The organism is Chengkuizengella sp. SCS-71B (assembly GCF_040100845.1).
Lineage (GTDB): Bacteria > Bacillota > Bacilli > Paenibacillales > KCTC-33759 > Chengkuizengella.
Map to the genome: position 1 here is coordinate 392,358 of NZ_JAZHSH010000001.1, position 12,629 is coordinate 404,986.

Genomic DNA, 12,629 nt, shown 5'->3' on the forward strand with positions numbered 1-12,629 from the left:
CAAAGCAATGGTAGTACTCATGTGAGCGACTTTTGCGGGGTGGGCAAGTGGAGTGAATATGAGTACTACCATTGAGTTCATTGTCAATTGTGTTCATTTTAAATTGGTTTCATCTCTTTCTTTTAGTGGCTTACGCCTCCATCACTTTTCGACTTTTTCTCCTCAAAAATATCAATCTCCTTCCATTTCCCAAAAAAGTAATATAAAGTGGCTAACAAACAGCTCACTACAAAACTTAATCCAATCCCAATACTAATCCCTATCTCTCCCCAAATAGAGGAAAATAACAAAGCAAGCGGATATCGTAAAACCCAAAATGAAATAATGTTTAAAATCAATACTTGCATCATAGCTCCAGACGAACGTGCAATGCCATTTAATACAAAATTGATTCCGATAAAAGGATAAAAGAATGCAATTGTTTTTAAATAAGTAGTACCAAAAGCGACTGTTTCTGGATTATCCACAAACATTCGAACAAGAAACTCAGCCCCTAGAAAAACGAACAAGCTGATCATTAATGTTAAAGAAACTATAAGGTAAGCTCCTTTTTTTGCTATTTCACTTACTCGATCCCAGCGATCTGCTCCAATATTTTGTCCAGCCATGCTATTTACAACAGAGCCCAATGTAAACGCAGGTAGTAAAATAATATTTTCGATTCTTTGAGCAGCACCAAATCCAGCAATCACATCTTTTCCGAATGAGTTGACAACACTGATCACAACAACTAATCCGCTTGAAATCGCAATCATCTGAAGTCCACCAGGAATACCTAATTTCAGTACAGTTTTTATTTCTTTTTTTTCTGGAAACTTAGGTATAGTAAAAGGAACATTAGCTCTGTAAATGGAGTACCATAGTCCGTATAAAAAGGCGATTGCTTGAGAGATCACAGTAGCATAAGCTGCCCCATCCATCCCTAATCCAAACCCTGAAATAAATAGTGGATCAAGAAAAGTATTCAATATAACCGCTAAAAAAATAAATCGAATAGGTGTTTTGCTGTCTCCTAAGGCTCTTAAGATGGTACCTATAAAATTATAGCCAAACAAAAATATAATTCCTAAAAAATTGATTTGTAGATAAGATTTAGCCAAAGGTAAAATCTCCTCTGGTGTTCCTAACCATTTAAGTAATATATTTGAACAAAAAAATCCAATAATACCGAATAAAATAGACAAAATACCTAAAATGACAACAAATGCATTAAGCGACTGCTTTAAACCTTCTTCGTCATTTTTACCTTTTTGCTGAGACAAAATAGTTAAGGTTGAGCTATTGATTCCAATCATAAATGAAAGGATGGAAAAAAAGATGGGTGCAGAGATAGCGAGTGCACCAAGAGCTTCTGAACCAAGTAAATTCCCCACCCAAAGGCTGTCAATTAATTGATAAGATGATTGTAAAATGTTCCCCAACAATACAGGCGTGGCAAATAAAATCATTTTCTTTTGTATGCTTCCATTTGTAAAGTCGAACTTTTGTTGACTCATTTATTTCTCCAATCCATACATTTTTTTTAGAGTTATGACACAACCTATCCATATACTATAACAAAATCTTATGAAGAATGGAGTAATGGTTATGAAAAGAATTAGCTCTATTTTATTAGCGATAGTACTGTTTTTTGGTGTGATGAGCATTAGCTCTGCTCAAATATTAAATCCAGAAATAATGGTGAATCCACCTGAAAATCAAGATCGCGGAGAAAAAGCAAAAGAAATTAAGCCTGAAAAGAAAGAAGAAGTAAAACCTGAGGAAGAAGTAAAAGAAGAGAAGAAAGATCAAAAAGGTAAAGGAAATGTAAAACCTGAGGAAAAGAAGAAAGATCAAAAAGGTAAAGGAAATGTAAAACCTGAGGAAGAGAAGAAAGACAAAAAGGGTAAGGGAAATGTAAAACCTGAAGAAGAGAAGAAAGACAAAAAAGGTAAGGGAAATGTAAAACCTGAAGAAATGAAGAAAGAAAAAAAGGGCAAAGGAAACATAAAGCCTGAAGAAAATGTTAAAGAAGAACAGAACATAAAACCTGAGGAAAATGTTAAAGAAGAAAAGAAGGGCAAATCAGATATAAAGCCCGAGGAAGAAAAGAAGAAATTTAAGAAAGACATGAAACAAAGTGAAATGAACATGGAAAAAAGCACACCTTCCATGATGAATGAACATAAAGAGGTTCTTTTAAAGCTCAATGATTTAAGAAGAAAAAGCCATGAATTACACATGCAAATCAATGAAAAAAAAGCCGAAATCATTGATTTATGTATAAATGGTGATCATGAAAAAAATGCTATAAAAAAAGCCAAAAAACATTGGAAAAAAGCAAAGGATACACATGATAAGGTACTTGAGATTCATCAGGAATTAATGGATGTCAAAAAAGAATTAATTAAAGCAAATCAAGATCATGACATGGAGAAAGTAAAAGAACTTTTGGATCATACAGTAGCTTTAATGACAGAGTTTAATGAAAAATTAGCTGAAAAAATTACACATTTAGATAAGATGATTGAAGCATTACAATCTTAATAATGAAAAAGAGGGAGAGATTTTATTATGATCTGCCTCTTTTTTTGTTCTCTAAAAAAGTGTCTTCAAAACTGATACATCAACTTCTGTATTATTTTCGTGTATAATAAGGTGAATATTTTTATACATATTAAGTTCACTTTATAAAGGAGATTTTAATGAATACATCATTTCGGTGGCCGAACAACATGGTGTTCGTTAATAATACTAACAATGTCTTACAACAAAATGTTCTATATCCCTTTGCCTTTGATGAAGTATATTGTAGAAAAGTAGGATTAGGACAAACTCCTATGATACATGTGTGGAGGCATCAGAAAGGTTTTGTATTAGGGATGCGTGATTGGAAACTTCCTAATGCAAAAGAGGGCGTTTTATGGCTGCAAAAACAAGGTTATGATGTGATGGTTCGACATTCTGGAGGGGCTGCTGTTCCTTTGGATAAAGGGGTTATTAATATCTCCATTATTTTACCAAAGCTAACCGGTGAAATAAACATACATCATGATTTTGAAATTATGTATCAATATATAAAAAATACACTTAGCGGTTTTCCCCAGGAAATAAATAAAGGCGAGGTTGTTGGCTCTTATTGTCCTGGAGATTATGATTTAAGTATTCATGGATTCAAGTTTTGTGGAATTGCACAAAGAAGACAAACAAAATCATTTATTGTCCATGCATTTGTTGTTGTTGAAGGTAGTGGGTCTCAACGTGCTTCTCTTGTCCGTGATTTTTATAAAATAGCAGCGACTGGTAAAAGTAATGAATTTATAGAGCATCCTCAAGTGCAACCAAACAGCACTGCTAGTTTATCTGAATTGACGAATTTAAACTCTGTTGAAGGTTTTGTAAATCAAATGAAGCAGTATATATCCACAGAGTCCAACATATTTGAGCAAAGTTTTGAATCGAACTCTGTCGAAATGGATAATGATGAGATCCTAGTTATGATGGAAAGGATCAAATCAAGGTATAAACAATAAGCCTAACTCTAAAAATCACATCAACCTTTCAAAAAGTACTTCAGTATCTCCTCAAGCTCATTTTGCCAAAAACCCCACAAATGCTCCCCGTCTTTTTCCACATACTTTAACTTCGTTTTTTTCTCCAATAAAATTCCTTTCGTTATTCGATTGGCTTGGAGGAAATCAAAAGTGTCTCTTTCTGTTTTTACCACATCCTCTTGCAAACCAATAATCATATAAAGCTCTAACCAAGATAAATCATCTTCTAACTCTATACGAGCTTGTGTACGGTCTAAAAATGCGCCAGATAAAGAAATTACTTTTTGAAATAGATCGGGATGATCTAAAGCAAGATGTAAGGATACCGTTCCTCCCAAAGAATCACCTGCAATGATTCGTTCACTCTTATGATTTCTCACAGGATACTTTCCCTCTATAAAAGGAAGGAGTTCATGTATGAAAAACTCCTTATAAATCTCAAAACGTTCTCCTTCTGGAGCGTATTCAGACGTTCTTTTAGATAATTTCACATCTACTCCTACGATAATGACAGGCTCTAAATCCTCCTCTAAAATAAGTCGAGTTGCATGTGTAGCAATTCTTCCAAAATTAAAAAACTGTTCGCCATCTTGGCAATATATCACAGGATATGAAGATAACTCATTATATCCTGGAGGTAGATAAACTCGTAGACTTCTTACATCATCTAATATTGTAGATTGGATCTGTTCTTTGTTTATTGTTCTTTTGTAATATCGTACATCGCTCATAACCATCAACCTTCCATTTATTCAGAGTAATTTTAGTAAATTCAGCACAAAATGATCATGATAAGGTAACAACTAAATTATTTGTAACATAAAGATGGATTTTTTCATATCTGTATTATATAATACTACATACTGTTATATTTAATTTTTAATAATTATATTAATAAAATGGTCTATTAACCCTTTTGTTTAATTATGACAGTTTGTTAATATTGATATAACAGATTAATACAATACTTCATCAGCTAAATACAGGTCATTTTTTTTCTAAATCATAAATGTTAGGTCTGACCCGGATTACTGATGCTTCGATATTATAAAAAATACTTAGGTAGAGGTGAAATTTATTATGGAAGATGTTTCAGTAATGGACAAAGCGAGCTATGAGGTTCGCACAAACAAAGTAGAACTTTTATCCATTCTTTCATTGGATGGTAAAGTAAATGAAGAACTATTACCAAATCTTAGTGATGAGCAGTTAAAGGAATTAATGCGAAGAATGGTCTTTACAAGAACTTGGGATCAAAGAGCAATTAGCTTACAGAGACAAGGAAGGTTAGGTTTCTATGCTCCAGTCTCAGGACAAGAAGCTTCTATGATTGGAAGTGAGTTTGCTTTAAATAAAGAGGATTTTATATGTCCTGGTTATAGAGATATGCCGCAACTCGTATGGCACGGTTTACCAATGTATCAAGCATTCTTATACTCCAAAGGCCATCAACATGGTGGGGAAGTTCCTGAAGGTGTTAATGTGCTCATGCCGCAAATCATCATCGGTGCTCAGATAGTACAGAGTGCGGGTGTAGCAATGGGACTTAAAAAGCGTGGCAAAAAAAATGTAGTCATTACGTATACAGGAGACGGAGGAAGCTCACAAGGTGATTTTTACGAAGGTATGAACTTTGCTGGAGCTTTTAACTTACCTGCTATATTTGTAGTGCAAAACAATGGCTACGCGATTTCAACGCCATCATCAAAACAAACAGCGGCAGAAACGATTGCACAAAAAGGGTTGGCAGCTGGAATTAAGTCTGTACAAGTAGACGGAATGGACGTACTTGCTATGTACAAAGCAGTTCAAGAAGCAGCTGAAAGAGGGCGTAACGGAGAAGGTGCTACATTAATCGAAGCGATCACTTATCGTTTTGGACCCCATTCCATGTCTGGTGATGATCCAACAAAATATCGTACCAAGGATGAAGAATCTAAGTGGGCATTGAAAGACCCAATCGTACGTTTCCGTAAATATTTAGAAACAAAAAACCTTTGGACAGAAGATGATGAAAAGAACACGATTGAAGATGCAAAACAAACGGTAGCTGATCAAATCAAAAAAGCCGAATCAACAGCAAAAATGACGATCCCTGGCTTAATTGATAGTATGTTTGAAACTACACCGCCGCATCTTGAAGAACAAAAAAAAGCTTACTTAGAGAAAGAGGGGAATTAAGTTATGGCACAAATGACAATGATTGAAGCAATCAAAGACGCAATGAGAGTTGAATTGGAAAGAGACGAGAATGTACTGCTATTCGGTGAAGATGTGGGGCATGTCGGCGGTGTATTCCGTGCTACTGAAGGTTTGCAAAAGCAATTTGGAGAAGATCGAGTTTTTGATACCCCATTAGCAGAATCAGGTATTGGTGGATTAGCACTAGGATTAGGGGTGCAAGGCTTTCGTCCGATAGCGGAAATTCAATTTGTTGGTTTTATTTTTGAAGTCATGGATTCTATTTGCGCACAGGCATCTCGCATGCGTTACCGTTCAGGTGGAAAATACAATAGCCCGATTACGTTTAGAACTCCATTTGGAGGGGGCGTGCACGCACCAGAACTTCATACAGATAGTTTAGAAGGTTTAATGATGCAAACACCAGGAATCAAGGTTGTAATACCATCCAACCCATACGATGCAAAAGGTTTGTTGATTTCTGCAATTCGTGATAACGATCCTGTCTTTTTTATGGAGCATTTAAAACTTTATCGTTCTTTCAGAGGTGAAGTTCCAGAGGGCGAATACACAGTACCAATTGGAAAAGCAAACGTTGTTCGTGAAGGCAGTGATGTGACCATTATTACTTATGGCAATATGGTCCATACTTCATTAAAAGCAGCGGAAGAATTAGAAAAACAAGGCGTACAAGCAGAAGTGATTGATTTACGTACTTTAATGCCTTTAGATATAGAAACTATTGTTGAGTCAGTGAAGAAAACCAATCGTGCCATTGTAGTTCAAGAAGCTCAAAAAACTTCAGGTGCAGCAGCGGAAATTATGGCCCAAATAAACGAAAAAGCGATATTACACCTAGAGGCTCCAGTCATCAGAGTAGCAGCACCAGATACAGTTGTAGCATTCGGACAAATCGAAAAAGAATGGCTGCCAAATGAAAAAAGAGTGATCGCAGGTGTGAAAGAAGTAATCAATTTCTAAAAAGGAGGTTCATAAATTGGGACTTTTTCAATATAAAATGCCGGAATTAGGCGAGGGTTTACATGAAGGTGAGATCGTAAAGTGGAACGTATCTCAAGGGGATATGATTAATGAAGACGATATACTAATGGAAGTTCAGAACGATAAAGCTGTCGTTGAGGTTCCTTCACCAGTGACGGGTAAAATAGCTGAATTAAAAGTAGAAGAAGGTACGGTAGCTGTAGTAGGGGATATATTAGCAACGATTGAAGTTGAAGGGGAAGTAGAGAGTAGTGCAGATGAGCCTGCTGTTAATGCTCAAGCGGAACCAGAACAGCCTTCTAACGAAGTGGTTGTTGAGGTAACACCTGACGAAGTATCTTCTCAAGCACCTGCACCAGTAGATCATAGAGAAGTTCTTGCAACGCCAAGTGTTCGTAAACTTGCAAGAGATAAAGGTGTACAGATAGATCAAGTTCACGGTACTGGAAAAAATGGACGCATTACGAAAGAAGACGTTCTTTCCTTCTCTGCAGGAGGAGCCGCAGTACAAACAGAAGCAGCTCCAATTGAAGTTTTAGTTGAAACGGAACAACCCAAACAAGCCGCAACGCCAGCAGCAAGTGCAGCAGCTGTACCCGCAGGAGCAGAAGAGTTAGAAGAAAGAGTTCCATTGAAGGGAATACGTAAAGTCATTGCGAATGCGATGGTGAAATCGGTATATACTGCGCCTCATGTTACGATCATGGATGAAGTAGACGTTACAAAACTTGTCGAATATAGAGAACAAGTGAAACCGTTAATGGAGAAAAAAGGCATCAAAGTGACCTACTTGCCTTATATCGTAAAAGCATTAGTTGCTGCTTTGCGTGAATATCCAGTTTTGAATGCATCTATTGATGATGACAAACAGGAAATCGTATATAAAAAATACTTTAATATCGGAATTGCTACAGATACAGATAATGGTTTAATGGTTCCTGTAGTTAAAAATGCAAATGCGAAAAACATTTGGACTATCGCCCAAGAAATTAAAGATTTATCAACAGGTGCCCGTGAAGGTAAATTAACTGCAAATGAGTTAAAAGGAAGCACGATGAGCATCACAAATATTGGTTCTGCTGGCGGTATGTTTTTTACACCAGTTATCAATCATCCTGAAGTTGCTATTTTAGGAACAGGACGTATTACGGAGAAACCTGTAGTCAAAGATGGTGAGATCGCGGTCGGAAAAGTGATGGCATTGTCTTTAAGTTTTGACCACCGTATTATTGATGGAGCAACAGCTCAATATGCAATGAATTACATTAAACAGCTGTTAGAGGACCCGCAGTTGTTAGTCATGGAGGTGTAAAACATGGTAGTAGGAGATTTCGTTGAAGAAGTTGACGTTCTGGTTGTTGGCGCTGGACCAGGTGGATATGTAGCAGCCATTCGTGCTGCACAGCTTGGTAAAAAAGTAACGATTGTAGATAAAGATGCACTTGGCGGTGTATGTTTAAATCGTGGTTGTATTCCATCAAAGGCTCTAATTTCAGCAGCGGAGAAATTTGAATCACTAAGCCATGGAGCGGACATTGGAATTCAAGCGGATAATATAAGTGTTGATTATGCAAAAGTACAAGCTTGGAAAGACGGTATCGTCCAAAAACAAACGGGTGGTGTTGGTTTCCTACTTAAGGGGAACGATGTTCAAATTCTAAGTGGAGAAGTATTTTTCATTGAAGAGAATGTTGCCAGTGTAAGCAACGATGAAGAAGGAAAACGTTTAAAGTTTAACTCTTGTATTATTGCAACAGGGACTAGACCGATTGAATTAAAAACCTTCCCGTTCGGGGATCGTATTATTTCTTCAACAGAGGCTTTATCATTACAAGAAATTCCGAAAAGTATGATTGTCATCGGTGGAGGATACATTGGAATTGAGTTAGGACAAACATATGCAAAGTTTGGAACTAAGGTTACGGTTCTAGAAGGAGCGGACACGATCTTACCAGGTTTTGAAAAAGAGATGACTCGTTTTGTTAGCAAAAATCTAAAGAAATCGAACGTTGAAGTATATAACAATGCGATGGCGAAAAGCTCAGAGGTAACTGACAATGATGTGACTGTGACCTTTGAAGTGAAGGGCGAAGAAAAACAAGTGACAGCGGAATATGTGCTTGTTACTGTAGGCCGCCGTCCGAACACTGATCAACTAGGTCTTGAAAATATCGGAGTGAAACTGACAGATCGTGGATTAGTGGAAATCGATCATCAATGTAAAACTAGTGTACCTAACATTTATGCGATAGGTGATATCGTAGAAGGTTATGCACTAGCCCATAAAGCAAGTTATGAAGGGAAGGTTGCAGCAGAAGTCATTGCAGGTCAACCTAGTATCATTGATTATAAAGCGATTCCTGAAGTTGTATTTTCTGATCCAGAAATGGCGAGTGTTGGCTTGAAGGAAAGAGATGCGAAAGAAAAGGGAATCGACATTGTAATGAATAAATTTAATTATGGCGGTAACGGACGTGCGATGTCCAAAAACGCTACAGATGGATTTGTAAAAATTATTGCAGAAAAAGAAACAGGTATCGTGCTCGGTGGACAAATTGTAGGTCAAGAAGCCTCTAATTTAATCGCTGAACTTGGTTTAGCAGTGGAAATGGGTTCAACCTTAGAGGACATTTCTTTAACCATCCATGCGCATCCATCGCTAGGAGAAATCGTAATGGAAGCAGCAGAAGGTGCGTTAGGTCATGGAGTTCATCAAATAAAAAAGTGAACTCGTTTAAGTAAATAGAATGATGACTAGGGAACGTGCTAATGGCTAGAGTCCATTAGTGCGTTTTTACTAGTGTCTGCTGATCCAATCGCTTAGACACAGGGGATAAACTACAGCCATCTTTGGAATATTAACCATGCCAAAGGTTTTCTTTCTTGGAAAAATATAAATTTAGGAGGAACAGACAGTGAAGGAAACAAAACTAGCAAGGTTATTGGTTTGTATATGGGTAATATTCGGTTTGGTGATGAGTGCAAACTTTGTTAATAGCGTGTATGGGTACACTGGAGACGTATATCATTTTGGATTAAAAAAGAGTCGAAATGGTGATCCTGCTTCAATAGAACAAGAGGGTTTTTCAGATCTTTTAAAAAAACACGGTGCAATTTTTCTAGGGGACACCTCCCAAAAAGTACTGTATTTAACATTTGATAATGGATATGAGAATGGGCACACTATAAAAATTTTGGATGTATTAAATGAAAAAAGGGTACCCGCAGTTTTTTTTGTGACAGGTCAATATGTAAAAGAACAACCTGATTTATTAAAGAGGATGGTAAATGAAGGTCACTTAATTGGTAATCATTCTTGGGGGCACCCGGATATGTCTACTATTTCTGATACTCGTATAGAGGAGGAGCTGGATAAGGTACAGGAAGCAGTTGCTGAGGTGACAGGGCAGTGGCAAATGGAATATATGAGACCGCCAAGAGGGATTTTTAATGATCGTGTTCTTGAAATCAGCAGCAAGTTAGGATATACGAATGTTTTCTGGTCTCTAGCTTATAAAGATTGGGATACGAAAGCTCAAAAGGGATGGAAATATGCATACGACAGTGTCATGAGACAACTGCATCCAGGTGCTGTGATTCTTTTGCATTCAGTTTCTAAGGATAACGCAGAAGCTTTGGATAACATTATTGATGATGCTCGTAAACAAGGATATTCGTTTAAACGGATTGATGAGCTAAGTGTGAAGAATTATCAGTGACGCTTTCTTCCTCACTTTTTGTTTATTAAATGGTATTTCTTTTTGTGGATTATTTGAAACTGGACTGTTACAATTACGTATAGAATGATTACTATTATCATACATAATATTGGAAAGAAACAGAGAGGGGAAAAAATATGGAAGTCATTAATGGGGAAGGAAAGTCATCTAACTCCCAGATGCCTCCGTTACCACCAGGAGCGATTAAAAAAGGGGTAATAGGGCTTGTATTAGTTTTGATTGTTTTAGCAGGAATAACGATGTTTTACACAGTGGAGGAGCAAGAGCATGCTGCAATTTTAACATTTGGGAAATACACAGATACTGTAATAGAATCGGGATTGCATTTTAAAGCACCTTATCCGATTCAACAGGTCGTTAAATTGCCGGCTAAAAGAACTCAGCAAATTTATATCGGTTACGATGTGATTAATGGTCAAACCGTAGCAAAAGAGGAAGAGGCTCTAATGATCACAGGGGATGAAAACATCGTTTCAGCAGATGCAGTAGTCGAGTGGAGAATCAGTGACATTCGAGACTATCTATACAACATTGATAATCCAGAAGAATTTCTTAAAAATTCAGCTGTTGCATCCATTCGTTCTGTAATGGGTTCTACGAATTTAGATTTTGCAATTACAGAAGGTAAGACGCAAATTCAAAGTGAAGTGTATAAAAAATTAATTGAATTGCAGGATGTTTATTCTACAGGTATTCAAGTCATGGATATTAAATTTCAGGATATAGAACCTCCTGAAGGTGAAGTTCAAGCTGCTTTTAAAGCTGTTACAGATGCTAGAGAAGAGAAAAATACAAAAATTAATAATGCACAGGAGTATATGAATGATCGTTTGCCAAAAGCGAGAGGGGAAGCACAAGCATTAATTGAAAATGCAGAAGCAGACAAAAAATCAAGAATTTTAAACGCACAGGGTGACGTTGAAAAATTTAATGCCATTTATACTGAATATGTGAAAAGTCCTACGATTACAGAAAATCGCTTAGTGATAGAAACGTTAGAAAAAATTCTTCCTAATGCGAAAGTTGTAGTTACAGATGATTCAGGAGATACCGTAAAATATTTACCTTTAAATGAACTAACAAATAGTAAATCAACAAATAAATCATCACAAGGAGGAGAGTCACAATGAATAATCAAAAGAAATTAATAACAGCAATCATCGTTGTAGCTTTAGTTATTTTATTGGGATTTACCTCTCTCTTTATTGTGAATGAAGGGGAATACAAAGTCGTATTACAATTTGGCGAAGCTGTTCAAATTTATCAAGACCCAGGGATTAAATTTAAAATTCCATTTATCCAATCTGTGACTTCACTTCCTAAGAGACAAATGTTATATGATAGCAATCCAACACCGATTTTAACAAAGGATAAAAAACCGATCGAAGTGGATAATTATACGGTCTGGAGAATTGAAAATCCGAAACAATTTTTACAAACAGCACAAACGTTAAGTAATGGTGAAAAAAGAATTGATAATGCTGTATATAACACTGTAAGGCGTAAATTGTCTGAGATTGATTATGGAGACATTATTAGTGAGACCGGATCTGCACGTGGAGATTTAAACAAACAAATTTCCGATGAAGTGGCAAGTGTGTTAGAACGTGATAAATATGGAATCAAAATTGTAGATGTACGTATTAAAAGAACAGATTTACCGAATGAAAATAAAGAGAGTGTATTTAAGAGAATGATCTCAGATCGCCGTGCAATTGCTGCTAGATACCTTTCTGAGGGTGATGAGGAATACCGTAAAATTACTTCCAATGCAGATCGATTAGCGAAGGAACTTATAGCAGAAGCTCAAGCATCATCTAAGAAAATTATTGCTGAAGGAGAACAAGAAGCAGCAAGTATTTACAATGCAGCTTATGGAAAAGACGCTGAATTTTATAAATTGTATCGCACATTAGAAAGTTATATAACCACCTTCCAAGGTGAACCGATCATTATGTTACCTATTACCTCACCATATGCACAGATTTTATTAGGAAGATAACAACACAACATTTTACCAACTTGGTGAATTTATAGATCTTAAGAACTATTTAGAAGTATAGGAGTCCTTTTTTTAGGAATAAACTCCTATACTTTTAATTATTTATGCAGCAGGATTTTTTTTCCTATCTGTCGAAGATTGTCTGATACAATGTAATAAAAGTACTAAAAA

At 36.3% G+C, this 12,629-nt stretch carries 11 protein-coding genes; 9 read left to right on the forward strand and 2 right to left on the reverse strand.

Annotated elements, in window-relative coordinates; translation table 11 throughout:
- Window positions 1-122: 122 nt before the first annotated feature.
- Entirely contained in the window at window positions 123-1,496 is a 1,374-nt protein-coding gene (locus VQL36_RS01900; RefSeq protein WP_349247690.1) for an MATE family efflux transporter, read from the reverse strand.
- Window positions 1,497-1,587: 91 nt separating this feature from the next.
- Between VQL36_RS01900 and VQL36_RS01905 the strand changes: the two genes are divergently transcribed.
- Window positions 1,588-2,526 (forward strand): hypothetical protein, encoded by a 939-nt coding sequence (locus VQL36_RS01905; RefSeq protein WP_349247691.1) that lies wholly within the window; start codon window positions 1,588-1,590, stop codon window positions 2,524-2,526.
- A 158-nt stretch (window positions 2,527-2,684) separates the two neighbouring features.
- Window positions 2,685-3,512, forward strand: coding sequence for a lipoate--protein ligase family protein (locus tag VQL36_RS01910; RefSeq protein ID WP_349247692.1), 828 nt, complete (start codon window positions 2,685-2,687; stop codon window positions 3,510-3,512).
- A gap of 20 nt (window positions 3,513-3,532) precedes the next feature.
- On the opposite strand, the gene VQL36_RS01915 is transcribed toward VQL36_RS01910, so the two are convergent.
- Window positions 3,533-4,264, reverse strand: a complete 732-nt coding sequence (locus VQL36_RS01915; protein ID WP_349247693.1) for an alpha/beta hydrolase — start codon at window positions 4,262-4,264, stop codon at window positions 3,533-3,535.
- A 367-nt stretch (window positions 4,265-4,631) separates the two neighbouring features.
- On the opposite strand from VQL36_RS01915, the gene pdhA reads away from it, so the two are divergent.
- From pdhA to VQL36_RS01950, 7 genes are all read left to right on the forward strand, one after another.
- A complete protein-coding gene (gene pdhA, locus VQL36_RS01920; protein WP_349251098.1) occupies window positions 4,632-5,714 on the forward strand; it encodes a pyruvate dehydrogenase (acetyl-transferring) E1 component subunit alpha in 1,083 nt (360 codons plus the stop codon).
- 3 nt (window positions 5,715-5,717) lie between these two features.
- On the forward strand, window positions 5,718-6,695 hold the full coding sequence (locus VQL36_RS01925) for an alpha-ketoacid dehydrogenase subunit beta (protein ID WP_349247694.1): 978 nt from the start codon (window positions 5,718-5,720) through the stop codon (window positions 6,693-6,695).
- A 16-nt stretch (window positions 6,696-6,711) separates the two neighbouring features.
- Window positions 6,712-8,028: a dihydrolipoamide acetyltransferase family protein gene (locus VQL36_RS01930; RefSeq protein ID WP_349247695.1), complete on the forward strand. Its 1,317-nt coding sequence runs from the start codon at window positions 6,712-6,714 to the stop codon at window positions 8,026-8,028.
- 3 nt (window positions 8,029-8,031) lie between these two features.
- Complete coding sequence (gene lpdA / locus VQL36_RS01935) at window positions 8,032-9,444, forward strand: dihydrolipoyl dehydrogenase (RefSeq protein WP_349247696.1); 1,413 nt, start codon at window positions 8,032-8,034, stop codon at window positions 9,442-9,444.
- Between the two features lie 247 nt (window positions 9,445-9,691).
- The gene (gene pdaA, locus VQL36_RS01940) at window positions 9,692-10,435 is read left to right on the forward strand and encodes a delta-lactam-biosynthetic de-N-acetylase (RefSeq protein ID WP_349251099.1); all 744 of its coding nucleotides are present in this window, start codon (window positions 9,692-9,694) and stop codon (window positions 10,433-10,435) included.
- A gap of 137 nt (window positions 10,436-10,572) precedes the next feature.
- A complete protein-coding gene (gene hflK, locus VQL36_RS01945; RefSeq protein WP_349247697.1) occupies window positions 10,573-11,586 on the forward strand; it encodes an FtsH protease activity modulator HflK in 1,014 nt (337 codons plus the stop codon).
- Complete coding sequence (locus VQL36_RS01950) at window positions 11,583-12,458, forward strand: protease modulator HflC (RefSeq protein ID WP_349247698.1); 876 nt, start codon at window positions 11,583-11,585, stop codon at window positions 12,456-12,458. Before hflK ends, VQL36_RS01950 begins: the two co-directional genes overlap by 4 nt.
- Window positions 12,459-12,629 lie beyond the last annotated feature (171 nt).

Coding starts and splice junctions, on each gene's coding strand:
- VQL36_RS01900 (WP_349247690.1), bottom strand. CDS start 1,496: ATGAGTCAACAAAAGTTCGACTTTACAAATGGAAGCATACAAAAGAAA.
- VQL36_RS01905 (WP_349247691.1), top strand. CDS start 1,588: ATGAAAAGAATTAGCTCTATTTTATTAGCGATAGTACTGTTTTTTGGT.
- VQL36_RS01910 (WP_349247692.1), top strand. CDS start 2,685: ATGAATACATCATTTCGGTGGCCGAACAACATGGTGTTCGTTAATAAT.
- VQL36_RS01915 (WP_349247693.1), bottom strand. CDS start 4,264: ATGAGCGATGTACGATATTACAAAAGAACAATAAACAAAGAACAGATC.
- pdhA (WP_349251098.1), top strand. CDS start 4,632: ATGGACAAAGCGAGCTATGAGGTTCGCACAAACAAAGTAGAACTTTTA.
- VQL36_RS01925 (WP_349247694.1), top strand. CDS start 5,718: ATGGCACAAATGACAATGATTGAAGCAATCAAAGACGCAATGAGAGTT.
- lpdA (WP_349247696.1), top strand. CDS start 8,032: ATGGTAGTAGGAGATTTCGTTGAAGAAGTTGACGTTCTGGTTGTTGGC.
- pdaA (WP_349251099.1), top strand. CDS start 9,692: ATGAGTGCAAACTTTGTTAATAGCGTGTATGGGTACACTGGAGACGTA.
- hflK (WP_349247697.1), top strand. CDS start 10,573: ATGGAAGTCATTAATGGGGAAGGAAAGTCATCTAACTCCCAGATGCCT.
- VQL36_RS01950 (WP_349247698.1), top strand. CDS start 11,583: ATGAATAATCAAAAGAAATTAATAACAGCAATCATCGTTGTAGCTTTA.